At 58.3% G+C, this 23,763-nt stretch carries 15 protein-coding genes and 1 tRNA gene; 7 read left to right on the top strand and 9 right to left on the bottom strand.

The window, feature by feature from the left end; genetic code table 11:
• Positions 1 to 163 precede the first annotated feature (163 nt).
• The gene (locus G5S37_RS20640) at positions 164 to 2,395 is read left to right on the top strand and encodes a TonB-dependent siderophore receptor (RefSeq protein ID WP_165206331.1); all 2,232 of its coding nucleotides are present in this window, start codon (positions 164 to 166) and stop codon (positions 2,393 to 2,395) included.
• A gap of 399 nt (positions 2,396 to 2,794) precedes the next feature.
• On the opposite strand, the gene G5S37_RS20635 is transcribed toward G5S37_RS20640, so the two are convergent.
• The 5 genes from G5S37_RS20635 to G5S37_RS20610 all read right to left on the bottom strand — a co-directional run bounded on the left by G5S37_RS20635 (position 2,795) and on the right by G5S37_RS20610 (position 10,887).
• Positions 2,795 to 5,875 carry an efflux RND transporter permease subunit gene (locus G5S37_RS20635; RefSeq protein WP_165206330.1) on the bottom strand — a complete coding sequence of 1,027 codons (3,081 nt, stop codon included), beginning with the start codon at positions 5,873 to 5,875 and terminating at the stop codon, positions 2,795 to 2,797.
• Between the two features lie 18 nt (positions 5,876 to 5,893).
• Positions 5,894 to 6,880, bottom strand: a complete 987-nt coding sequence (locus G5S37_RS20630) for a hypothetical protein (protein ID WP_165206329.1) — start codon at positions 6,878 to 6,880, stop codon at positions 5,894 to 5,896.
• Positions 6,877 to 8,073 (bottom strand): TolC family protein, encoded by a 1,197-nt coding sequence (locus tag G5S37_RS20625; protein ID WP_165206328.1) that lies wholly within the window; start codon positions 8,071 to 8,073, stop codon positions 6,877 to 6,879. The genes G5S37_RS20630 and G5S37_RS20625 overlap by 4 nt, the downstream gene beginning before the upstream one ends.
• A 707-nt stretch (positions 8,074 to 8,780) precedes the next feature.
• Positions 8,781 to 10,283, bottom strand: a complete 1,503-nt coding sequence (locus G5S37_RS20615) for a heavy metal sensor histidine kinase (RefSeq protein ID WP_165206326.1) — start codon at positions 10,281 to 10,283, stop codon at positions 8,781 to 8,783.
• Positions 10,207 to 10,887 (bottom strand): heavy metal response regulator transcription factor, encoded by a 681-nt coding sequence (locus G5S37_RS20610; RefSeq protein ID WP_165206325.1) that lies wholly within the window; start codon positions 10,885 to 10,887, stop codon positions 10,207 to 10,209. The genes G5S37_RS20615 and G5S37_RS20610 overlap by 77 nt, the downstream gene beginning before the upstream one ends.
• Positions 10,888 to 11,219: 332 nt before the next feature.
• On the opposite strand from G5S37_RS20610, the gene G5S37_RS20605 reads away from it, so the two are divergent.
• The 3 genes from G5S37_RS20605 to G5S37_RS20595 all read left to right on the top strand — a co-directional run bounded on the left by G5S37_RS20605 (position 11,220) and on the right by G5S37_RS20595 (position 15,621).
• Positions 11,220 to 13,382 (top strand): glycosyltransferase family 39 protein, encoded by a 2,163-nt coding sequence (locus G5S37_RS20605; RefSeq protein WP_165206324.1) that lies wholly within the window; start codon positions 11,220 to 11,222, stop codon positions 13,380 to 13,382.
• Between the two features lie 74 nt (positions 13,383 to 13,456).
• Complete coding sequence (locus G5S37_RS20600) at positions 13,457 to 14,182, top strand: glycosyltransferase family 2 protein (RefSeq protein ID WP_165206323.1); 726 nt, start codon at positions 13,457 to 13,459, stop codon at positions 14,180 to 14,182.
• Complete coding sequence (locus G5S37_RS20595) at positions 14,179 to 15,621, top strand: glycosyltransferase family 39 protein (RefSeq protein ID WP_165206322.1); 1,443 nt, start codon at positions 14,179 to 14,181, stop codon at positions 15,619 to 15,621. Before G5S37_RS20600 ends, G5S37_RS20595 begins: the two co-directional genes overlap by 4 nt.
• 8 nt (positions 15,622 to 15,629) lie before the next feature.
• Here the strand turns inward: G5S37_RS20595 and G5S37_RS20590 are convergent, their stop codons facing one another.
• Both G5S37_RS20590 and G5S37_RS20585 read right to left on the bottom strand, forming a co-directional pair.
• The gene (locus G5S37_RS20590; protein ID WP_165206321.1) at positions 15,630 to 16,997 is read right to left on the bottom strand and encodes a HAMP domain-containing sensor histidine kinase; all 1,368 of its coding nucleotides are present in this window, start codon (positions 16,995 to 16,997) and stop codon (positions 15,630 to 15,632) included.
• Positions 16,994 to 17,671, bottom strand: a complete 678-nt coding sequence (locus G5S37_RS20585; RefSeq protein WP_165206320.1) for a response regulator transcription factor — start codon at positions 17,669 to 17,671, stop codon at positions 16,994 to 16,996. Before G5S37_RS20585 ends, G5S37_RS20590 begins: the two co-directional genes overlap by 4 nt.
• Before the next feature lie 350 nt (positions 17,672 to 18,021).
• Between G5S37_RS20585 and G5S37_RS20580 the strand changes: the two genes are divergently transcribed.
• Both G5S37_RS20580 and G5S37_RS20575 read left to right on the top strand, forming a co-directional pair.
• Positions 18,022 to 18,270 (top strand): hypothetical protein, encoded by a 249-nt coding sequence (locus G5S37_RS20580; protein WP_165206319.1) that lies wholly within the window; start codon positions 18,022 to 18,024, stop codon positions 18,268 to 18,270.
• Between the two features lie 61 nt (positions 18,271 to 18,331).
• Positions 18,332 to 18,754, top strand: a complete 423-nt coding sequence (locus G5S37_RS20575) for an EamA family transporter (RefSeq protein ID WP_165206318.1) — start codon at positions 18,332 to 18,334, stop codon at positions 18,752 to 18,754.
• Between the two features lie 417 nt (positions 18,755 to 19,171).
• On the opposite strand, the gene G5S37_RS20570 is transcribed toward G5S37_RS20575, so the two are convergent.
• Together G5S37_RS20570 and G5S37_RS32880 are read right to left on the bottom strand one after the other, a co-directional pair.
• Positions 19,172 to 19,248, bottom strand: a tRNA-Pro gene (locus G5S37_RS20570).
• Between the two features lie 146 nt (positions 19,249 to 19,394).
• A complete protein-coding gene (locus G5S37_RS32880; RefSeq protein WP_165206317.1) occupies positions 19,395 to 19,985 on the bottom strand; it encodes a prepilin-type N-terminal cleavage/methylation domain-containing protein in 591 nt (196 codons plus the stop codon).
• A 617-nt stretch (positions 19,986 to 20,602) separates the two neighbouring features.
• Here G5S37_RS32880 and ppdK point away from each other — a divergent pair.
• Complete coding sequence (gene ppdK, locus G5S37_RS20560) at positions 20,603 to 23,557, top strand: pyruvate, phosphate dikinase (RefSeq protein ID WP_165206316.1); 2,955 nt, start codon at positions 20,603 to 20,605, stop codon at positions 23,555 to 23,557.
• Positions 23,558 to 23,763: the final 206 nt, after the last annotated feature.

Below are 23,763 nucleotides of genomic sequence, written 5' to 3'. Positions count from 1 at the left end.
GTAGGTGAGACGGTAAAGTCGTTGTTCGTGAGGTGATTTTGCACGCCAGATGCGCAATAAGGGATCACTAACCTAACAGCAATCTGACAGCTAGGTAACAAATGCTACTGCGACACGGTATCATTTTGATTGTTGAGACCCAATCGCACATAGGTCGAGGCCTATGCTAACTCATTGGCACCAACCAACACGAAACTCCCTCCCCACGCGCCGTAAGCGCAGCACCTTCCCCTCGAGATCCCTGGCAATTGGCCTGCTCGGGCTCACTGCGACGACTGCGCAGGTTCACTCCCAAACACCTGCTGCTCCTTCTGCTGCCGCCACTACGCTGCCTCCCGTCGTGGTGGAAGCCAAGCCGACCTATGCGGCCGAGCGTGCCACCACTGCCACCAAGACCGACACGCCACTCATCGACACCCCTCAATCGGTGACGGTGCTCACGGGCGAATTCCTCAGCGACACCGCGGTCAACAGCATCGGCGACGCCGTACGTTATGTGCCCGGCGTGGGCACGGCCCAAGGTGAAGGCAACCGCGATACGGTGGTCTTCCGCGGCAACAGCTCCACCGGTGACTACTTCATCGACGGCCTTCGCGATGACGCGCAGTACTACCGCGACTTCTACAACATCGACCGTGTTGAAGTTCTCAAAGGACCCAGCGGCATGATCTTCGGCCGTGGCGGCCCCGGCGGTGTGCTCAACCGCGTGACCAAGCAAGCCGTCATCGGAGGAACGTCTACCAAGCAGGTGGGCGATGGGAAGTCCGCCAAGCAGGTGGTCGTCCAAGAGGATTCGTCCTTCTACGAGATTTCGGCCCTCGTTGGCTCGTTGGAGCAGTACCGCACCACGATTGACCTCAATCAGTCGCTGTCCGCTGCCGCTGCCGCCCGCCTGACCGGCGTCTTTGAAGATTCTAACTCCTATCGCGACGGCGTCTCCAACCAGCGCATCGGCGTGAATCCCACCTTCGGCGTGGCCCTGTCCGATGACACCACCCTGCGCCTCGGCTTCGAATACTTCCACGACGAGCGCACTGCCGACCGTGGCATTCCTTCCTTCAACGGAAAGCCGTTCGACACGGATGAATCCACCTTCTTCGGTGATGCGGATCGCAGCCCTACGGAAGTGGATGTGTTCGCCATCAACGCGGTGATCGACCACAAGTTCGCCAACGGTGCAACGCTTCGCAATGCGACCCGCGTCGCGTGGTATGACAAGTTCTACCAGAACGTCTATGCCAGTGGCGCAGTGACCAGCGCAGGCACGGTTGCCATCGGTGCGTACAACAACGCCACCGAGCGCCAGAACTTCATCAACCAGACGGATTTGGTCTTCGACTTCAAAACGGGTTCCGTGGAGCATAAGATGCTTGCCGGCATCGAAGTCAGCCGTCAGGAGACCGACAACCTGCGTGAGACAGGCTACAGCAGCTCTTCCCATGATACTGGGCTTGGCAGCGTTTCAGCCGCTCATCCGCACTACACGGGGCCGCTCTTCTTCCGCCAGAGCGCAAGCGATGCCAACAACAACAGCGTGGCCACCGGGGTTGCCTTCTACCTGCAGGATCAGGTGCAGCTCCTGCCGAAGCTTCAGTTGATCGCTGGTCTGCGCCTCGACCTGCTGGAGATCGACTTCCACAACAATCGCAATGGCGAAAACATCAACTCCACGGATGACCTCCTGTCTCCCCGTGTGGGCCTGGTGTACAAGCCGGTCGAGAATCTGGCCATCTATGGCAGCTACACGCTTGCCTACGTGCCGCGTGCTGGTGAACAGCTCGCCTCGCTCTCAGTCACGAATTCCGCGCTTGAGCCGGAAGAGTTCGAGAACTTCGAGGCTGGTGTGAAGTGGGATGCGACCGAGCGTCTGGCATTTACCCTGGCGGCTTATCAGCTGGATCGTTCCAACCAGGCGATTGCGGATCCGAATGACTCCAGCAAGCTCATCCTGATGGATGGTCAGCGCGTGAGAGGCATTGAGTTTGGTGCTTCCGGCCAGATCACTGACAACTGGAGCATTGCCCTGGGCTATGCCTACCAGGACGGTGAAACCCAGAGTGCCAATGGGGCCATCCCTGCTGGTACTCCCATCGCGCAGTTGCCGAAGAATTCGTTCTCCCTGTGGAATCGCTATGACTTCGATGAACATTGGGGCGTCGGCTTCGGCGCCATCTATCGCGACGAGATCTACGCTGCGGCTGACAACCATGTCACTCTGCCCAGCTTCGTGCGCTTCGATGCGGCGCTGTTCTACCGCTTCAACGAGAATCTGAGCGCCCAGCTCAACGTCGAGAACATCTTCGGCGAAGAGTACTACGCCACCGCGCACAACAACAACAACATCACTCCGGGCTCGCCCGTGGCGTTCCGCGTTGGTGTGACCTACAAGTTCTAAGCTGGCGGAGCTGGCGAACAGTATCCCAACTTAGTCCACAATCCAGGCTCTGCAGTGGGGCTTGGATTGTTTGTTTTCGGGCTCGGTATGACTGGGGAGTCATACCGAGAAAAGTTGGAAACGCGTCCTCGATGCGAGGCGTGTGAGGCCACGCTATCCCAAAGGTGAAGCACCGGGGTATTCAAAGGAGCGTGGACACTCTTGTCCGCCATCCCTGACTCACGAACCTCTTTCATCTGGCAGGCGAGGTCACATGCCACCAGCTGCACCTGACGCGTCACCAGCAGCTTCCGCATGAGAGACATTGCTGCGTAACAGAACGGCGGACAAGAGTGTCCACGCTCCTTTGCCCAGTCCCTCGCTCCCTGCGCAATGACCTTTTTTCAACTGCTGATAGCATCAGCCGCTTGCTTCAGCTGCTGACTTGCGCCCCAACCACCCAAAGAGCGCGGGTAGCAGCAGCAGATTAAGCAGTGTCGATGTAACGAGCCCACCGAGAATCACCACCGCCATGGGGTGCTCAATCTCATGGCCCGGCACATTTCCTTTCCAAGCCAGGGGTACCAATGCGAGTCCCGCGCAGGCCGCTGTCATCAAGATGGGGGAGAGGCGTTCGCGGGCACCTCTGATGATGAGCTCCGGGCCAAAGGCCATGCCTTCCTTCTCCATGAGATGCTGATAGTGGCTCAGCAACATGATGCCATTGCGTGCGGCGATTCCGAGCACCGTGACAAACCCCACGAGGGAGCCGAGCGAAAGAATGCCACCGGTCCACCAGACAGCCAGCACGCCACCAATGAGCGCAAACGGCAGGGTCAGCGCCAGCAGCATCGTGAGCCTGCCCGATTGGAAGTCTGCTTGAAGCAACGCGAGCACGCCCACCAGCGAAGCGATGCTGAGCCACAGAATGCGCTGCTTGGATTCGCGTCGCGCTGCATCCTCTCCCAAGAACTCCGGATGGTATCCAGCAGGGAAGGATAACTTGGACACCTTCTCCTGCACCTCACGTGCCACGGCACCAAGGTCGCGGCCGCTGGCATTGCACGTGACATCCAATCGACGGGACGCAGACTCACGTTTGATTTCATTCGGCGTGGGTACCACGGTGACTTCGGCCACGTCACCGAGACGGACATGACCTCCTGAGGTGGTGTCGATCAAGAGGGCATTAATGGCAGAGATGTCCGCACGAACCTCCGGTGCGCCCCAGACGGTGACCTCGTGCACTTTTTGATCGGTGAAGACCTCACCCACCTTCTGGCCTTTTACGAAGACCGACATCGCCTTTCGCACCTGACCTGCCGTCACACCGAATGCCGATGCGATTTCAGGACGTACCTTCACGCGCACCTGAGGGACGAGGCTCTGAGGTTCAATCTTCAGCGTGGCGACACCATCGATTTTCCGAATGGCATCAAACACTTCGCCAGCCTTGGAACGGAGCACTTCGAGGTCGGGACCATACAGTCGAACGACGATGCTGGCGCTCGCTCCTGTGAGCACCTCCTTCACACGCTCGCGGAGGTAGGTTTGCACATCACGGTAGAGGCCAGGATATCCATCCACGATGCCCTGAATCTTGTGCAGTGAAGTGTCGTAGTCTGCGCTCGGGTCGAGCGAGATCCACAGCTCCGTGAAATTGGGACCCACGACTTCATCCCCGAGTTCCGCGCGGGCGATGTGGGAGCCGAAGTTGTTTACACCGGGCACCGAACGCAACTCACGGCTGGCCTGCACCGTGATGCGTGTCATGGCTTCCAGTGAGGTCGCAGGCTTCTCCACCCAGTGCATGAGGAAGTCCCGCTCCCGGAAGTTTGGCAGGAATTCCTCCCCCAGCTTGGTAGCCATGAATCCAGCGCCGACAATGGCTGCGAGTACGGCGGCGAACCAGAAGCGCGGCCTGGCCATGAAGAAGGGCAGGATGCTGCCATACAACCCCTGCAAGCCACGCAGCAGCGGGTTCTCCCGGGGCTTCTTGGAATGTTTGCCCAGCATCATGAAGCTGAGTGCAGGAGTGACGGTGAGAGCCACGACCAGTGAAGCAAGGATGCTCAAGACATACGCCAGCGCGAGGGGACGGAAGAAGCTGCCCGCAAGCCCATCCAGGAAGAAGACGGGGAGCATCACCAGCACCACGATGAGGCTTGCGTACACCACGGCACTACGGACTTCCAAGGACGCGCGCAATACCACGGTGAAGAGCGAGCGAGGGCGGTCCAACTGCGCATTCAGTCGCAATCGTCGATGGATGTTCTCCACATCGATGATGGCATCATCCACCACTTCGCCAAGCGCGATCACCAGGCCTGCGATGACCATGGTGTTCAGCGTTTCTCCAAAGGCGCGCAGCACCAGCACCGCAGCGAGCAGGGAGAGGGGAATGGCCGTTAGACTGATGAAGGCAGTGCGGAGATCAAAGAGGAAGACCAGGAGGACGAGAACCACAAAGCCGCATCCCAACCACAGGGCATGACTGAGATTATCCAACGAAGTCTCGATGAAGGTTGCGGGACGGAAGATGCGGCTGTCGATGGCCACATCTGGCAGGCCAGGTTTCAAAGTCTCCAGCGCTTGTTCCACGCCCCGGGTCACGTCGAGTGTGTTTCCCCAAGGCTGCTTCTCCACGATGAGGAGCAGACCCGGCACGTCATTGATAATGGCGTCACCAATTGCTGGCGGATGGCCGATGCGAACTTCTGCCACGTCTCGCAGTCGAATGGGGGCGCCATTGCGTGATTCCAGAAGCGTGTTTGCCAGGTCGTCGATGTGCTGGATGCCGCCCGAGTCGCGAATGGCGAGGCGCTGGTTGGGCGTGTCGAGGAATCCCCCGGGTGCCACGGTGGCCGCATCGCCCGCCGCTTTCATCACCGCGTCCAGGGTGACACCCAAGGCTCGAAGCTTCTCGGGATCGACGTGCACCTGGTATTGTTTGTCACGCTGTCCCCAGATGGCCACGTTGGCCACGCCGGGTACCGCCATGAGTCGTGGGCGGATGGTCCACAAGGCAAGCTCGCTGAGGTCTTGCTGGGAGAGCTTGGGCGAGGTGAGGCCAATCTTCATCACGCGGCTCAGCGACGAATGTGGCGAAAGCAGCACGGGTGGTCGCATCGCCGCTGGCAAGCGGCTCTGCACCTGACCAAGGCGCTCAGTGATCATCTGCCGGGCTCGCAGGACGTCCGTGCCGTCCGTGAAGATGAGGACGATGGATGAGAGGCCCAGCACCGACTTGGAGCGTACCGTCTTCAGCCAGGGGAGACCGTTCAAGGCGTTCTCCAAAGGCACGGTGACGAGAGCATCTACCTCCTCTGTGGAAAGGCCCGGTGCTTCCGTCTGCACTTCTGCGAGAGGTGGGGCGAATTCCGGGAACACGTCCAGTGGCGCGTGACGGACGGACTGCAGGCCGAACACGAGAAGCAGCGTCGCGCCGAGAAGCACGAGCACACGAAATCGTAACGAGGCGGAGACGAGGGCATTGAGCATGGGCGCGGTGTGTCCTCCTTATTTTCCAATCCCGAACTCTGCGCCGAACAGCTCTGCTGCGCCGACCTTCACTACTTTGGCTCCTTGCGACGCGCCAGCGTCCAACAGCACGTTGGCTCCGATGACCCGGCGGAGGGAAACGCGCCGTCGCACATACGTCAGAGGTGCGGTGCGCTCATAGACCCAGGCTCCACCGTTAGCGTCATACAACACCGCGCTCCATGGGATGGTGAGTGCCTTCACTGTCCCATTCCGGACTGGAATCTGCACGAGCACTCGCTGACCTACCGTAGGCGGTTCCTTGTCTTCGAGAGTATAGAAAATGTCCACCGTGCCTCCGAGGGTGTTGGTGGATGGAGGCATGATGGCGGGGAGCAGTGTCATGACTCTGGCGCCCGCGGTGCGGATGGGAGTGGCGGATGCATTCACAGAGGAATCCAGAGAGGCCAGCTCAAGGGCAGAAACGGTCACGCGGACCAGGCGGAGCTTTGACTGCAGTGCCTGGTCGACAGAAAGGCCCAAGAGCTTTCGCTGGTTCTGGGCGGTACTCAGACTCGCCTCAGCCAGGGCCACAGCGGCAGTAGCATCGTCCAGTGCGCGCTCACTACCTGCTCGTTCTTTGGCGAGTTGTGAGGTGCGCTCCAGCACGGTGCGCGCGGCGTTGAGCTGCACCTGCGCGGCCTTCACCGTGCCATCAGCTGTTACCTGCTGCTCCGCGAGACGCCGGAGTTCCTCCGGGGACTGTGGGGGCGTTGGCGCGATGGAGTCCTTGGTCTCAGCGAGAGACAGCATCACCTCACCTCCGAAGAGCCTGCTCTCAGGAACGGTTTGCGTGGTGATCTCCGCCACTTCGATGCCCAAGCGTTGCTCTGCCTGAGCGGTGATCTTGAGCGTTGGAAGTTCCGACTCCAGCACAGCATGCGTGACTTGAGACGGGGGATTCGCAGGATCTGCGGCCAGCGCGCCAGAGGCTATCAGGCAAAGGATGGTGGTGACGAGTCTCATGGTTTCGGCAGTCGAGTATTCCCTGTGGCGCGTTCCAGTTCAGCCCATGCTTCCCGCAGTCTCGCGTCGCTCTCAGCGGCTTTGGATCGCGCGTCCGCCAGGCGGCGGGCAGCATCCAGCGTGACGAGTTGGGGTGTGTCTCCCAGTTCCACCAGACGCCTTGAGCGGGTTAAGGAAGTCTCCAGTTCCGGAAGCACACGCGTCCATCCTGCAGCCACACTTCGTGCAGCCTCCACTTGTATCCTTGCCTGCCTCACCTCGGCAGCGACGCGTTCTCGCGCGGCATTGAGTTGTCGCACTGCTTTGTTGAGCTGTGCATTTGCTGCCGCCCTGCCAGCCTGGTTCTGATTAAGGATGGGCAGTGCGACATCGAAGGAACCCTGCGTTCCCTGGCCTTCCGTGGTCTTGCTTCCAATGCCCAGGGCGAACATTTCAGCTGGCGCCAGTTTCGCTTTCTCCGCTGCGGCCTGTGCAGTGAGTTGCGCGGCCTTCACGTCAGGGCGCGCCTCCATCGCATCAGCGGTCAATCGTTTGGCGGAAGCCGGAGCTGACATCCGCGGGGAAGGTAGCCGCGCGAGGGCGAAGCTGTCGTCACTGCCAGCCAGACCGAGCAAGGCACGGAGCTTCTCCATGGCGAGCCTCTCTTCGTATTGCAGACGCAGAGCGTCTTGTTCCACCACCAAGGCTTCGGCACGCGATTGGGATACTTCCAATTCTCCCGTGTCACCTGCCTTGAAGCGCGACTCCGCGACTTTCGCGATCTCACCGAAGATGTTGGCGCTCTCCTTGGCTCGTTGATGCTTTTCTCTCGCCAGCTCGACAGCTGCACAAGCAAGCTTCACATCGCGCGCAAGGTCGATGCCGCCCTGCATGAGTCGTTGCGCCACTGCTTCGGCATCCAGCTTCGCCGCACGCACGCGCTTGGGGCGAAGCCACAGCATCTCCAGGGGAAGATTGGCCGCAAGCTCCGCAGCCTGTGGATTGTTGGGGAGCAGTAGTGACAGGGTCGGATTCGGCAACTGACCGGCACGGATGACCTCGGCTTTGCTGATACCCAAGTCTGCGAGTGCAGACTGGAAGTCCGGATTGTTCCAAAGGCTGACGCCCACGGCTTGGTCCACGGAAAGGGTGCTGCCAGCACTCAATCCGGAAGGCCAGGAGAATGCGCCTGCCTGTGGACGATTCGTCGCCATCCAGCCCTTGCCTCGCGTTGCGACTGATTCGCGTGGTTCACGGTCGTGGGGGGAAGCACACGCGCTCAATGTGAGAACAATAGCTGCCAGCAAACCATGGCGGCACTTTGATGTTGAGATGCAACTGCGCATTCGTGCTTCATGTGTGCCAGTCCGCCCTCGCGGTGTCTACTTACACGATGATAACATTTCTGTTAACCAACCCGAGTGCCTTGCGCGGGTGGAGACGTTCCGCGATGCTTGAGGCGCTTTCTCACGCTCTCTCTTTCCGAAATCCTCGGACCAGCGAATGTCTAGCCTACACCCAGCACAAATTGAGGCCGCTGAAGGGGCTGCTCGGATTCTCGACATCGAGTTTCTCAATCCTCCGTCTCTTGCCGACCTTGCTCGGACGCTGGGGATCAGCCCTTATCAACTTGGCAGGGCGTTTCATAGACACCACGGAGTGACTATGCCCACGTACGTTCGTCGTTTGAGGATTGCGCGAGCTTGTGCTGTGCTGAGGGAGGCAGGTATGCTTGTTGCTGAAGCGGCCCTGGCAACTGGGTATGCGAGCCAAAGTGCGTTTGTGCGAGCGTTTCAACGGGAAACAGGGAAGACGCCCGGAGAGTTCCGGAATGCGTCGCAGTCTCCATCGGGTGCCATCAGTTTCACTCAGGGCCCGGCAAGGGGAAGGGCCGCGGAGGAATGACGTTCCCCGGGAGAGTCTATCGGGGATTCTTGGGGAGCGTGATTCGCATGGTAGTGCCTGCCCCCAACTCACTCGCTACGGTAATTTCGCCGTCGTGAAGCTGGATGACAGATTTCACCAGCGCGAGGCCAAGCCCGACGCCCTTCTCATTCGTCAGGGCACTTCGAGCCGCATCTACACGGTAAAACCGGTCGAACAGGTTTGGCAGGTGTTGGGGTGCGATGCCTTCACCTGTATCCGCCACTTCGACAATGCAGGCATCTCCGATGTCTTGTATCTTCACCGCTACCTGCCCTCCGGCTGACGTGTGTCGTATGGAGTTTGATACAAGATTTGAAATGGCGAGGCGGATCAGGGTGATATCCCCTGCAATCCTTGCTGTACCGTCGGCCTTGAGTGTGATCTGCCTCTCATCCCCGAGCAGCGAGTAGAAATCGAGGATTTCCGCAACAAGAGCGCCAAGATCGATGCTGCTCTTGTTCAAGATGGCTTCTTCGTTGTCTGCGCGAGCGATGAAAAGGAGCCTGTCCACCATGCTCTTCAGGCGCTCGTATTCTTCAATGTTCGAGGCGATGACCTGACGATAGACGTCAATGTCGCGCTCCTGGGACAGAATCTGGCCTGAGCTTAGCAACAGGTTGTTCAGCGGTGTGCGAAACTCATGAGCGGCATCTGCAGAAAATTGGGAGACCTTTTCGAAGGCGTTCTTTAGCCGCTTGAGCATCAGGTCAAACTCATCCGCCATGTCCGCGAGTTCCTGTGGCCAGGGGTTGCGCCCGAGTCTCTCGTTGAGGCGCCCCGAACCCACTCGACGCATCGCTGCCGTGATCTCCTGCAGGGGCTTCAAACCTCTTCGCGTCAGCAGCCACGCCAGCACCGCAGACAGGGCCGTTCCCACCCCGATGACCCAGATGAGGTGATTTCTGAACTCAAGCATCCACTGGTCCACGTGCGTAACATCGAGCGCGATGCGGTACAGCAGCAGAGGTTGGGACTCACTGGACTTCACCCATGCGGAAGCAAGAAAGGCCGGCGCAGCGTGTCGCGAATGCTGATAGCGCTTTACCTGGGTGATGGTCTCCGTCTCATTGACAGGATGTGGAAAGGCACTGGCATCAGGAGCCAGCGAGCTGAATCCAGGCGTTTCGATGAGCACCTTCCCTTCTCGATCCAACAGTTGCCCATAGTACTTCTCCAGGCTGCGATGACTGGAGGTCGAGAGAATGACCTCGGAGGCTTCGTGCAAGTTGCCAGGATGAGCTGCCATTTCCTGCCGCAGCGTTTGTACGTGGGCATTGAGCAACTCCGCGTCTTCCACTTCAAAACTGTGGTAGAGCCTTTGATGAAGAAAGACCGCCGCAAAGGAGAGGGTGATCAGTGCCACCACCATGTAGCCCAGCACCAGGCGCAAGGTGAGCGGTGTGGCGCGCTGGACGATTTGACTACCTGCTTCCACGATCTTCCAAGGTATAGCCCAAGCCGCGCTGAGTGTGGATGAGGCGCGTCTTGAAAGGCTCATCCACCTTCTTCCGGAGTCGACCCATCGCCACTTCGACCGCGTTGGAGTCCGTGGTGAAGTTCATGTCCCAGACCAACTCTGCGATGGTAGTCCGGGAGAGAATCTCCCCACTGCGCCTCGCAAGGAGGCTCAGGAGCTGAAACTCTTTTGCTGTCAGCTCGAGATATTGTCCATCCCTCCGCGCTTTCATTCGGGGAATGTCGAGTTCGAGATCTCCTACTGTAAGGATCTCAGGGCGGCGCACGGGTGAGCGGCGAAGGAGAGTGCGCACGCGCGCCAGAAACTCCACCCAGGCAAACGGCTTCACCAGATAGTCATCGGCTCCCAGTTCAAGTCCCTTCACTCGATCCGCCACGGCATCACGCGCTGTAAGGAAGAGTACCGGGGTGCCGACACTTTTTGATCGGAGCTTTTCCAGGACTTGCCAGCCATCGAGATTAGGCAGCATCACATCCAACACAATGAGATCGTACTCCAGGTCGAGTGCTGCATTCAGACCGGTGTCACCGTCTCCCACAGCATCCACAACAAATCCAGACTCCCGAAGGCCATTGGCCAGGGCGTCTCTGCTTCTTTTTTCGTCCTCTACGACCAGGATGCGCATAGTCTGATTTACGGCCCCTAAATTTTCGCGGAGCTGAGTATCAATCCCTTGTTACTGGCTGCTTTGTACTAACAATTCTGTTATATTCGCCCAATTCTAACAGGAAAATAACAGCAAGGTAACGGTAAGTGTACAGGTGAGATTGCTTCGCAGACGCAACTTGCACTCATGCTGCGGCGCATGAGTCAGCGCTCTCATCCCAAAGGCACAACGGATAGCACAACCTAACCTAAGTGTTATCCACGCGTCAGGGTGGAGTAACGGACTGCTGCCAGCTTGGCCAAACTTCGTGCCCGGGGCTGTAAACCATCCCGTGGTTACGCAGGCGCTCGATGCCAAGCCTATCACACCTCGACACCTTCCTTTTCCATTTCATCAACCGCGACACGGCAAATCCGGTCTTTGACGTGTTGATGCCATTCCTCAGCGGGAATGCAGTCTTCTTCCCCATGCTTGGGGTGCTCATCATGGTGCTGTTGTACCAGGGTGGCCCGCGGACTCTTGCCTACATCCTGGTGATGACACTGACCGTTCTCGTTGCCAGCAACTGGGTCTGTGCCCCACTCAAGGAGTGGATTATGCGGCCCCGGCCGGCCATGTCCCTTGAAGGTGTGCGCCTTCTGTTTGGGAATGGGAAAGGGCTGAGTTCCATGCCCTCATGTCATGCCATGAATTGGGGAGCCATGGCCATGGTGACATGGCTGTTCCATCGCAGCACCTGGAAGTTCATGGTGCCGCTCGCGCTGTTTGTCGCGTATTCCCGGGTCTACCTTGGAGTACACTACCCGACGGATGTGATGGCGGGACTCGCCATCGGTGCCATCACGGGCGCAGTCATGTTCGTAGGGTGTTGCCTGGTGTGGGCCCATCTGGGGCGGCGTGCGCTGCCTGCGTGGTGGGCCAGGTGTCCTTCACTATGTGGACACCAGCCGGTTATTATTTCAGAAAATCTCGTTCGTGACCGGGACATCACCTGGAGAAACGCGACCTGGATATTTTTGAGTGCTCTATTGGTGGTGCGACTTGGCTACATTGCCAGCGATACCATCCAATTGAGCGAGGACGAAGCTTACCAGTGGATGTGGAGCCGGAATCTTGACTGGGCCTACTACAGCAAGCCTCCCATGATCGCATGGATCCAGTGGATGGGGACCAACCTTTGGGGGCATACCGCATTTGGAGTACGGTTCTTTGCGGCGGTGCTGGCCTTCATGTTTGGGCTCATGGTGTGGCTGTTTGTCAGAGAGCGAGCGGGGGAGAAGGCCGCGTTCGTTCTGTCCGTCATCTTTGCGGCCACACCCTTGTTTGCCGTGGGTTCCACGCTGCTTACGGTAGACGCTCCCACGGTGTTTTTCCACACAGCCTCGGTACTGGCTGCGTGGGTCGCGATAGAGCGCGACAGCACACGATGGTGGGTGCTTGCGGGCGTCTGCATGGCCCTGGGGTTTCTGAGCAAGTTCTTCTCCCCATTTCTCTGGATTGGCCTGCTGGCCTTTCTGGTTTGGAGTCCCCAGTACAGGTATCAGTTACGCCGGCCAGGTATTTGGATTGCCCTCGCTCTCAATCTTGCCGGCACGATACCGGTGCTCGTCTGGAACTCCACCCATGATTGGATCACCCTCACCCACCTTCAGGAACGTGGCGGCCTGGACAAGAGCGCTTCATTCAATGTCAGTTCGTTGGGTGAGTTTGTGGGCTCCATCGCAGGCCTCCTGAATCCTGCCTTCTTCGTTGCGGCCGTAGTGGGCGTCTGGGGTTTCATCAAGCTCGGCAACAAACCGGCCCTGTGGCGCTACTTGTTCTGCATGAGCATGCCTGTTTTCGGATTCTATCTGATCCTGGCCTGCCGGGGCAAAGCACAACCCAATTGGATTGGACCTGCCGCGCCGGCCTTGTTCTTGCTCGCGGCTTTCTGGTGGCATTCGCAAGGGAACCCCAAGGCTTTGAAGTGGTGGCTGAGTCTGGGTTTGGCAGTGGGAATACCTCTGGTGGTCTTCCTTCATGACACCCAACTCTTCCACAAGGTAACCGGTATCTATCTGAGCGAAAAGGTGGACCCGCTGAATCGGGTGCGTGGCGGGTCTGATCTTGCTGCCGTCGTGGCAGAGCAACGCAAGGCTTTGGAGGGGGAGGGGAAGCCGGTGTTCCTGATTGCCGACCACTATGGGCGGGCCAGCCTGTTGAACTTCTACCTCCACACGGAGCCCGAGTTCGTTCGCGATGGCAAAATCGCCTACACGCTGTCTTCCACCTTACCGCGCAATCAATATTGGTTCTGGTCGGGATATGAGCACAGGGTGGGGGAGAATGCCATCTTCGTGGCGAGTGGCGACTCCAAGCGTGATCTACCCCAGCGCCTCAAGAGCGAGTTTCGACACATCAAGAAGCTGGGTCACTTCTCCGTCCGTCATGAAGGCAAGATCTGTGGCCACGTGCAACTGTTTGCCTGTCGCGACAAGCTTCCTGTAGTCGCTGGGGAGTCTGCAGGGAGATAACAAGACCGTTAGGTCGGCGTCAGCACTTGGTTAGGACTGCAGCGTAGGATTTGGGGAATAGCCCGGCACCCCTTATGCCAGCCCTTGAAGGCGACCCCCGCTGCACCATTGTCATTCCCTTCTACAACGAAGGACCCAACGTCGCCACTTTGCTCAACGAAGTGCGAGGTGTGATGCGTGAGGTCCCCATCGCGTATGAAATCCTCGCTATCAACGACGGAAGCACCGATGATACGAAGGCGGAACTCTATTCCGTAATGTCGACTTGGCGTTGTCTGCGAGTGATTGATCTGCAGAAGAACAGCGGCCAGGCGGCTGCCCTTTGGACTGGATTCAAGCAGGCGAGGGGAGGCGTTATTGTCACCATGGATGGAGACGGCCAGAATGATCCTGCCGATATTCCACGCATCCTCGAAGCTGTTGAGCACGGAGCAGATATGGTGGCAGGCATCCGGGCAACACGCCGTGATTCGCTCCTGCGCAAGCTCATGTCCAGACTGGCCAATGCGGTCCGGAACCTCGTGCTTCACGATGGCATTCGGGATTCCGGCTGCGCGTTGAAAGGGTTCCGCCGGGAAGTGTGTGGCAGCTTCATCCCCATCCGCACGCTCTATTCATTCATGCCGGCACTTGCCAAGGCCGCAGGGTATCGAATCGAGCAGCTGCCCGTGAATCACCGCGAACGCACTGCCGGGCGCTCCAAGTACGGGCTGGGCGTAATGCTTTGGCGGCCCGTATTGGACATGCTGGGCATCTGGTGGTTCTCCAGTCGCAGGTTCCAGGGAGGAGCGGCGCGATGAATCGTTTCACTGCCTTCGTGAAGAGCCACGCATGGCTTTGGTTCGTCATCATGGTGCTCACCCTCTTTCTTGGGACTCGGGGACTCAATGAGCCGGATGAGGGGAGATACGCGGAGATTGCGCGGGAGATGGCTGACAGCGGTGACTGGTTGATTCCCACGCTCAATGGTTTTGAGCACTTCCAGAAGCCGCCCTTCTTCTACTGGGTCACGGCTGCGAGCCTGAAGGTATTTGCCTACAATGAGTGGGCTGCGCGGTTGCCTTCTGCGCTGGCCGCATTTGGAGTGGTGATCCTGACATACCTCATTGCCAGGAAGCTGTTCTCGGAGCGGACGGCAAGACATGCCGCTATTGTCCTGGTGTCTGGGGTCGAGTTCTTCGCCTTGGCGCGTCTGGTCACGCCGGACATGACCATGAGTTTTTGGATTGTCCTCGCCATCGCCGCCTTCATCCATGAGCGTCGTTGGCCCTTCTTTGTGGCCATGGGGCTTGGGTTCCTGACCAAGGGGCCCATGGCGCTTTTGGTGCCACTCGCTTCGTGCATGGTCTTCCACTATACGAGACGTCGTGAGGCAAGCCGGATGCAGGTCCCCTGGGTGCGGGGATTCATCATCACCTTCGGGATAGGTTTTTCCTGGTTCATCGCCTTGAGTCTTTGGCGGGCGGAATTGTTTGAGTATTTCTGGCGGTATGAACTGGTGCAGCGTTTTGGCTCGGCCAAGCACGGTCGTTCACAGCCGTGGTGGTTCTTCTTCCCGGTGTTGATTCTGGCCCTGACACCCTGGACTCCCTTCCTCATCAAGCCTGCCTTGCAAGCATGGCGACGGCTGAAGTCCCGTACGTTGGAGCCCCGGCATGTACTCCTGGCGGCATGGATAGCCATTCCTCTGCTGGTACTTTCCTGCAGCGGATCCAAGCTGCTCACCTACGTCTTGCCGTTACTGCCGGCGTTTGCGATTGTCCTTGGTGGTGCTCTCCAGTCGACCAAGAGAGTGTGGACGATTGCGCTGGTATCAGCCGCGTGCTGGCTTGTCGTCGCGGCGTGTGCAGATCGCTTTTCACCCATGCTGGAGAGGCAGGCATCCATTCGTTCTCTCGCAACTCTGCTCAAGGAGACTGAGGAGACGAAGGATGCGGAACTCTTCATCTGCGGGGTCCGGGCGCATGGATTTGCCTTCTACATGAACGACCTCGTTTCCATCACGAAAGGTGATGCCGACATCGTTCTGCCCTTGGATGCCTCGGACAAAGCCCGCGTCTACAAGAGCGTCGCCCACTGTGCGCGTTCCTTGAGTGGTGGGAGGCTCGCCTATGGCATTGTGGATCGCGAGCGCTTCGAGCATACATTCAAGCCCCAGGGATGGACCTTGATTGGTGATGAGGGTGACTTTGTTCTCATCACCAATGAGCACGCACCCGCGCTCGTGCTTGCCAGATAGGTCTTTGGCTATGCTACGGTCTGCCGCGCCTGCAACGGAAGCGTGAGAGCAAACTCAGTCCATTTGCCATCAGAGCGGACGAGAACCACATCCCCGCCGTGAGCTCGGGCAAGCTCACGCGCCAGACTGAGACCAAGGCCGGTACCAGGTTTCTCGGCCACGTGTTCAGCACGATAGAAGCGTTCGAAGAGAAGATTGGGATTCGATTCGTGATTTGCAGAGCCCGTGTTCGCGATGGTGATCCTGCAGAAGCTATCGCTGCTGGAAGCCTTCACTGCTACCGTGCCGTGCGGCTCGTTGTACTTGATGGCGTTGTCCAGGAGATTGAGCACGATCTGTGTCAGCCGGCCCCGATCCACTGGAACTGAGAGGGCCGCTGGGAGGTCCGACTGCACGGTAAGACCGTACGGCTCTGCCATGATCCGGGCATCCTCCACACAGGCGGAAAGTGTCTCCACAATGTCCTGCTGTACAAAGTCGAGCTTGAACTGCCGTGCATCCATCCGTGACAGGAGCAGCAAGTTCTCGATGATGGAACCCAGGAACGTGGTTTGTTCCAGCAGGGACGCGAGAGCGATCTGCGCACTTGGGGGCAGATTTTTGCTGTCCAGCAGGTCTTCAATTCCTGACCTCAGTACGGTGAGGGGAGTCTTGAGCTCGTGAGATGCATCTGCGCTGAAGCGGGTGGCCTGCCTGAAACTCACTTCCAGCCGGTTGAACATCTCATTGAGCACGGTGGTGAGGCGGCCTATTTCGTCATCCACCCCGGGTGAAGGAAGTTTCCGGCTCAGGTTCAATGCCGTGATCTGCGCTGCCGCAGCTGTGACCTCACGCACAGGAGCCAGTGCTTTGTGGGCGATGAGTTGTCCTCCAAACCAGGCTCCTGCCATCACGAATGGGAACGCGATGAGGTAGGCCATCGCAAGGTCCCAGGTGAGTTCTGAGATCGCCCGCATGTCCATGGCGAAGCGTATGGTCAACCCCGAACCTGATACCACTGCCACTCTGGTCGGAATCCCATTCACCACGAGGTGGTGATTGCCTGCCCCTGGCCAGTCGGACCGTTTGCCCGTGAGATTCTCGGTGTGGTAGAGGATCGAGCCGTCGGGTCCAGTGATTTCAAGGAACCTCTCCGGCGTGCCGGCAGGATGAAAAATCTCCACGATTTCGTGGCTCTCCACCCAGGCCAGATCCGAGCCATGGAGGACGAACTGGTCAATGTAATGCTCACAGGTCTGCCTCAGTCGCTCGTCAAATGTCTCTGTTTTGCGATGCTCAAGAAACAGCAACGTAAACGCTCCCAGCACCCCCATAGCCACGGCCACAACCAGCGCCGACCAGATGGAAATTTTGATTCCCAAGGGCAGCTTTTTCACTCTGCACCTCCTCTGAACACGTAGCCCACGCCTCGGATGGTTTGCAGCAACTTGCGTTCTCCTTCGACCTCAATTTTTCGTCTCAGTCGCTGGATATAGACTTCAACAACATTGGTACGGGTGTCAAAGTGGTACCCCCAGACATGTTCGCAGAGGCTGGTGCGTGTGTGCACCTTTCCCGGCTGGCGCATGAGGAACTCAAGAAGCGCGAATTCTCGCAAAGCCAGTTGGATGCATCGGCCAGCCCTGGTGACTTCTCGCGTCATCATGTTCAAGCTAAGGTCGTCCACCTGAAGGAGCATGTTTCGGTCTGTAGAACCGCGCCTGAGCAGGGCGGCCACCCTGGCAAGCAACTCACGCATGGAAAACGGCTTTCCCATGTAGTCATCGGCGCCGAGCTCGAGACCTTCGATTCTCTCGGACACCTCTCCCCTGGCCGTCAATATAAGGACCGGCGTGGCGATTTGCTGCAACCTCAGCAGTTTGAGGACGCTCAGTCCGTCCCGACCTGGCAGCATGAGGTCCAGGATGATCGTGTCGTACGACTTGGTTGTGGCCAACTCCAACGCCTGAGGGCCGTCATACGCTTCGTCCACAGCATACCCACACTCCCGGAGGGCCTTCGTGATAAAGCCTGCCAGTTTTTTCTCGTCTTCAGCGAGGAGGATGCGCATGGGGAGGGGGAGGGTAGCAGTGGAGCACGCGATGGTCTAGAAGCGCACCTGCGCACTGGAGACCACAGAGAAGATTCACTCTCAGCAAAGCACCCGGAATTGTGGGAAGGCCCATTCAGGGTTGCCCTTTACTGTGCTCGCCTTGCACTCAGCAACCTGTCGGAATCCTGAACACCGGATAACATTTCTGTCAGGAAATTCCGTGCGTCTTGCGGAGTGGTTGGAGGTTTGCCATTCGTCGAATCACACAGATTGAGAAGATCACTGCGTCTCCACAACCACCGATGGGAAAGACAACCGTTAGCGCATTTCAAAGACGCCAGGTCAAATTTGGCTACCTGTTCCACAGTATGCGCAAAACGCTCTGTTTTGCGATTGCCACGGATGGGGATGATGTATGGGCGCTGGAGTACCGTGCCGACAGCAACGGCCAGCGTTCATGGCACGGAGACATGTTCTGTGCCACTTGGTGGGCGGCTGAAAACCCTGCCAAAGGTTCCCCGCCCGACGTTGATGGTCTCCAACCCGCTTTGATGAATGCCGTCACTGAACGATTCGATCGGTTGTTGCAACAGTGCGAGTTCCGTCCCCAGCAGTGACCCCCCGTCCAGGATTCTCATCTGGCTTGACATCGACTCGCCCAAATGGGCGAAGTGGATCATGAAACTGTGGGTAGTATATGCCTTGATCTCGATGGTCTTTGCCGGCCTGACCTCGGTAATTGCAAAGATTGGATTGGCTGGAGTGTCTGCGGAATTGGGCATTGCCATCAGGACCTGTTTCGTTTTTGCCTTCGTGCTGCTCTTCAGCGTATTCGCCATCCAGCCCAGCCAGCTAAACACGCTGACAGGTAATAACTATCTCTGGCTGGGCATCTCCGCCGCAACCACGACGGTGTCCTGGATCTTCTACTACAAAGCGATCAAGGATGGGGAAGTCTCCACGGTGGCATTGATTGACAAGGGAAGCGTCGTTGTTGCGGTACTACTGGCCTTCGTGATACTTCAGGAGAAGATCACATTGAGGACCATTGCTGGAAGCATGCTCATCGTCTCAGGCCTGTTGGTGAGCGCGAAGAAATGACCAAGTCAGAGAGTTTCGAAGGTGCAGCCTTTGAAGAGACAGAAACAGAAAGTGTGGGGGCGCAGATGCGTTTCGGAGGCGCGGTATTCAGCTGAATCCCTGTGCGTGCCCTTCATTTGGAGCGGTGGTGGTCAATTGTAGGTGCGGTTCTGGGTAAGAAGCCCGCAAAGGGGGGGGATGCGTATTGCCAATGTGCGCCAAAATTCGCAGGCGCTCGACTGGTTCATGAAACCCTTCGTTTACCCTACGCCTGCAGGGTGCTCTTCGAACGACGCGCTCCAGAACGCCTTGGCGGTTCTATGGCCTCGCAACTTCGAGGTGACTCCATGATGGCACACGGTCGCAAAATTGTGCGAACAACGGCGCGTACGGTACTAACCGGCAGTCGCGATCGGCGTAACCTGTTGGCGATCAACATGGTCGGGCTGGCGGGATTCGAACCCACGACCTCTTCGTCCCGAACGAAGCGCGCTACCAGACTGCGCTACAGCCCGAATTATCTGGCGAGCGGGCACCATGCCTGTTTGCCGGTGAGGTGCAACAGAAACTTTGACGCTGGCGTAGCTCGGAGACGTAAAAAAACCCCGTGGTGAAGCCCACGGGGTTTTGAAAAGAACGAATGGGTCAGCGTGAGGCGGGATTATTCCCAGCTCTTGAGGTCATCCGACTTGGTCGAGCTCCCCACATCCAATTTCTTGTCCTGCCCAGCGCAGTAGATGATGACACTCGAGGAGACTTTGGCGTCATCCCCGTCAGAATAGGGGCTGGTGATTTGGCCGTCGCCGTCGTAGTCGAGGACGATCGTGTAACCGTTCTTGCCCCAAATATCGACCAAGCCATCAGCCTCGGAGTAGCCGCCACCGCCTTTTTTGGCTGCTGGGGGCTCGTAGAAGGGGATGGTGCGAGGATTCAACGTCGTGTTCTTCCCAGTCAGGACGGCGATGATGCCTTTGCCGTCTTCACTCGAGGTATCATACCCTTCGGTATTGTCTTCGGTGGGGGGTGGGGATTCAGTCGCGGGCAGGCGGCTGTACTCCGTTTGATAGGCTTTTACCGCCAGGACGACACCTTGCATTTGTGCCTTGGCCTGAAGTTCGCGTGCCTTCCTCAACACCGCCTGTCCGGCAGGAACGGCGATGGTGGCCAGGATGGCGATGATGCCGATCACGACCAGCATTTCGATCAAGGTGAATCCCCGTGGTTGCAGGGAAGTGGGGTGTTGGTGCTTCATGGAAGGTTCAGAATGGGGGATTTGGGCAATGAATGTGGCGGGCAAGCCGCCGGATATTTCCAAGAATAGCGGACTTTCGCCAAAACCGTCAAGATGGTTCGTGGGGTGGGGGAGGCGGGGCTTGGGAAGGCGTTTGCGGCCTCCTCTTATAATAGACCTCTGGGATGACGAAACGTTGGGTCGCAGGGGTGTACGGAAGTGAGGCTGCGTCATCAGGAGCACTTCGGGCGGCGGGCCTTGCCTCCAGATTTGCCCGGGCTCCTGCCACGGATTGGCGGGGACGGAACCGCATTCTGGTCTCTCACTGGAGGCTCGTGTTTTGTGTGAAGCAAGCCCTGCTGTTTCCTCGAGAGTTCTCCGCCGTTGAATGCGCTTCACTCGGGGTTCCTCCATGAAGCATACGATTCATGCCAATGGCTCCCACGGAGAGGTCATGAGCATGCTGCGCCCTCACCCGTTTTCACATCTGATGAGACGGTAATGCAACAATGCCGCAAATGTATTGACAGCGTTTTTGAACGAAATACTCTCTGCGAAAATGATCTGCGACTTCCCTGCGCAGGGCTCATTCACAACAACGCAACACACGTCAAAGTCCGTACTCGGGCAACCAAACCATGGCAAAAAAAGCATCCAAAGGTAGCGCAAGCAAAACCAAATACGTATATTTCTTCGGAGCGGGCAAGGCGGATGGGAATGGAAGCATGAAGGCCCTCCTGGGCGGCAAGGGTGCGAACCTCGCGGAAATGAGCCGCATCGGTCTCCCAGTGCCTCCCGGATATACGATCAGCACGGACGTCTGCACGTACTACTACGACAACAAGCACACCTATCCCGCTTCCCTCCAGGGTGAAGTGGAAAAGGGTGTCGCAGGCATGGAAAAGATCATGGGCTGCAAGTTCGGCGATACCAAGGGTATGCCGCTCCTGCTGGCCGTGCGCTCCGGTGCACGTGACTCCATGCCGGGCATGATGGACACCATCCTCAACCTGGGTCTCAACGATCAGACGGTGCTTGCGCTGGTGAAGGCCACGGGCAACGAGCGTTTCGCCTGGGACTGCTACCGCCGTTTCATCCAGATGTACGGTGACGTGGTGATGGGTGTGCAGAAGCGCCCTGATGAAGACGAAGATCCCTTCGAGCTCGTCATTCACAAGCTCAAGCATGACCACCATGAAGACGACGTGGATGACGCCCACCTGACCGTGGACGACTACAAGGAACTCGTCGCCCGCTTCAAGAAGCTGGTGAAGGATCGCACCAAGAAGGAATTCCCGACCAATCCCTGGGACCAGCTCAAGGGCGCCGTGGGCGCTGTGTTCGGCTCCTGGAACAACGACCGCGCGATCGTGTATCGCCGCAAGTACAACATCCCGCACGAGTGGGGCACGGCTGTGAACGTGCAGGCCATGGTCTTCGGCAACACGGGTGAAAACTCCGGTTCCGGTGTGGCATTCACACGTGACCCCGCCACTGGCGAGAAGGTGTTCTACGGTGAGTTCCTCATCAATGCCCAGGGTGAAGACGTCGTCGCCGGCGTGCGCACCCCGAGCCCCGTGGCCGAGCTGGCCGCTGTGATGCCTGCTCCTTATAAGGAGCTTGACCGCATCCGTGGCGTGCTGGAGTCCCACTTCAAGGATGTGCAGGACTTTGAGTTCACCATCCAGGACGGCAAGGTGTTCATGCTCCAGACCCGTAACGGCAAGCGTACCGGCGTCGCCGCTGTCCGCTTCGCAGTGGAAATGGAGAAGGAAAAGCTCATCGACTGGCAGACCGCGATCCGTCGCGTGCCCGCCGACCAGCTTGAGCAGGTGCTCGCTCCCATCTTCGACTCCAAGGCGGTGAAGGCTGCCAAGTCGATCGCCAGCGGTCTGAACGCTGGTCCTGGCGCAGCCAGCGGCAAGATCTACTTCAACTCGGATCGTGCGGCAGCCGCCGGCGAGAAGGGTGAGAAAGTCCTCCTCGTTCGTAACGAAACCTCCCCGGAAGACATCCGCGGCATGCTGGCCTCCGAAGGCATCCTCACCCTCCGTGGTGGTGTGTCCTCCCACGCCGCTCTCGTCGCCCGTCAGATGGGCAAGGTGTGCGTCTGCGGCGCGGCCGACAAGACTCCGGACATGAGCATCGACTACGAAAAGCGCACGCTGACCGTGGCCGGCTCGACCTACAAGGAAGGTGACTTCCTCTCGATCGATGGTTCCTCCGGTGTGGTGTATGAAGGCAGCCTGCCGACCGCCGCTTCGGAAATCACCCAGGCGCTTGTCGAAGGCAGCGCGGAAGCGAAGGAAGGCCGTACCTTCCAGAACTTCCAGAAGCTCATGACCTGGTGCTCGAAGGTGACCAAGCTCGCCGTGCGCACCAATGCGGACAGCCCCGACCAGGTGGAGAACGCTCTTGCGTTCGGCGCTACTGGCATCGGTCTCTGCCGTACGGAGCACATGTTCTTCGAAGGTGATCGCATCTACGCAGTGCGTGAGATGATCATGTCCACCGACCTCGAAGGCCGTAAGAAGGCATTGGCGAAGCTTCTTCCGTATCAGCGCGAAGACTTCACCGGCATCTTCAAGGCTCTCAAGGGTCTTCCTGCCACCATCCGTCTGCTTGACCCTCCTCTCCATGAATTCCTCCCGAAGGAAGACCAGGAGAACGAGATGAGCGACACGGTGAAGAAGACTGGCATGACTCGCGAGTTCATCGTGCAGCGCATCCATCAGCTTCATGAATTCAACCCGATGCTTGGTCACCGCGGTTGTCGCCTTGGCATTGCCTATCCGGAAATCACGGAGATGCAGGCCCGCGCAATTTTTGAAGCAGCAGTTGACGTCCAGAAATCTGGCGTCAAAGTGAAGCCCGAAGTAATGATTCCTCTTGTTGGCTTCAAGAAGGAACTCGACTTGCAGGTCGAGATCGTGCATGCTGTCGCGAAAGCAGTCATGAAAGAGCGCAAGGCGAAGATCGACTACCAAGTCGGCACGATGATTGAAGTGCCGCGCGGAGCCATCACCGCTGACGAGATCGCCGAGACAGCACAGTTCTTCAGCTTTGGTACCAACGACCTCACGCAGACTGCCCTTGGCATCAGCCGTGACGACATGGGTGCGTTCCTCACTCCGTACCAGGAGAACGAGGTGTTCAAGAAGAATCCTTTTGCGACCCTTGACCAGGTTGGCGTCGGCTCTCTGATGAAGATTGCCGTGGAGAAAGGCCGTACCACCAAGCCCGACCTCAAGCTCGGGATCTGCGGTGAGCACGGTGGTGATCCTGACAGCGTGAAGTTCTGTCACCGCCTTGGTTTGAACTACGTGAGCTGCAGCCCGTACCGCGTTCCGATCGCGCGGTTGGCAGCAGCCCAGGCAGCGCTTGAAGAAGCGGCCGCCTCGCAAAAAGATGTCCGTGTCAGTGCTGGATCCAAGCCCGCCGTGAAGGCGCGCTCGGGAGGCAAGGCCACGGTCGATAAGAAAACAGCAACCAAAAATACTAAAACGAGGAACAAACCTATGGCCAAGAAAGCCGCTAAGAAAGCCGCCAAGAAGCCCGCGAAGAAAGCCGCTAAAAAAGCGAAGAAGAAGTAACGCGGGGCCTTCACAGGCCTGACAAACGCAGACGAACGAAACAATAGTCCGTCAACAACGAAGTCCTGCGGGGTGCATCCCCGCAGGACTTTGTTTTTGCATGCGACGAGGAGACCTCAAATGCATCACGGAGTGAGCTGTCGCGACTGCAGTCCTGGGAGCGCTGGCCTCCGGCCGGCGTGGTGTTTACGACGCGGATGAATACG

This window comes from Roseimicrobium sp. ORNL1 (assembly GCF_011044495.1).
Classification (GTDB): domain Bacteria; phylum Verrucomicrobiota; class Verrucomicrobiia; order Verrucomicrobiales; family Verrucomicrobiaceae; genus Roseimicrobium.
This window is presented reverse-complemented; position numbering and strand designations above follow the sequence as displayed.

What these genes read in the sequence shown, in the direction of transcription:
- G5S37_RS20640 (WP_165206331.1), top strand. Translation starts at nt 164, where the DNA reads ATGCTAACTCATTGGCACCAACCAACACGAAACTCCCTCCCCACGCGC.
- G5S37_RS20635 (WP_165206330.1), bottom strand. Translation starts at nt 5,875, where the DNA reads ATGCTCAATGCCCTCGTCTCCGCCTCGTTACGATTTCGTGTGCTCGTG.
- G5S37_RS20630 (WP_165206329.1), bottom strand. Translation starts at nt 6,880, where the DNA reads ATGAGACTCGTCACCACCATCCTTTGCCTGATAGCCTCTGGCGCGCTG.
- G5S37_RS20625 (WP_165206328.1), bottom strand. Translation starts at nt 8,073, where the DNA reads ATGGCGACGAATCGTCCACAGGCAGGCGCATTCTCCTGGCCTTCCGGA.
- G5S37_RS20615 (WP_165206326.1), bottom strand. Translation starts at nt 10,283, where the DNA reads ATGAGCCTTTCAAGACGCGCCTCATCCACACTCAGCGCGGCTTGGGCT.
- G5S37_RS20610 (WP_165206325.1), bottom strand. Translation starts at nt 10,887, where the DNA reads ATGCGCATCCTGGTCGTAGAGGACGAAAAAAGAAGCAGAGACGCCCTG.
- G5S37_RS20605 (WP_165206324.1), top strand. Translation starts at nt 11,220, where the DNA reads ATGCCAAGCCTATCACACCTCGACACCTTCCTTTTCCATTTCATCAAC.
- G5S37_RS20600 (WP_165206323.1), top strand. Translation starts at nt 13,457, where the DNA reads ATGCCAGCCCTTGAAGGCGACCCCCGCTGCACCATTGTCATTCCCTTC.
- G5S37_RS20595 (WP_165206322.1), top strand. Translation starts at nt 14,179, where the DNA reads ATGAATCGTTTCACTGCCTTCGTGAAGAGCCACGCATGGCTTTGGTTC.
- G5S37_RS20585 (WP_165206320.1), bottom strand. Translation starts at nt 17,671, where the DNA reads ATGCGCATCCTCCTCGCTGAAGACGAGAAAAAACTGGCAGGCTTTATC.
- G5S37_RS20580 (WP_165206319.1), top strand. Translation starts at nt 18,022, where the DNA reads ATGCGCAAAACGCTCTGTTTTGCGATTGCCACGGATGGGGATGATGTA.
- G5S37_RS20575 (WP_165206318.1), top strand. Translation starts at nt 18,332, where the DNA reads ATGAAACTGTGGGTAGTATATGCCTTGATCTCGATGGTCTTTGCCGGC.
- G5S37_RS32880 (WP_165206317.1), bottom strand. Translation starts at nt 19,985, where the DNA reads ATGAAGCACCAACACCCCACTTCCCTGCAACCACGGGGATTCACCTTG.
- ppdK (WP_165206316.1), top strand. Translation starts at nt 20,603, where the DNA reads ATGGCAAAAAAAGCATCCAAAGGTAGCGCAAGCAAAACCAAATACGTA.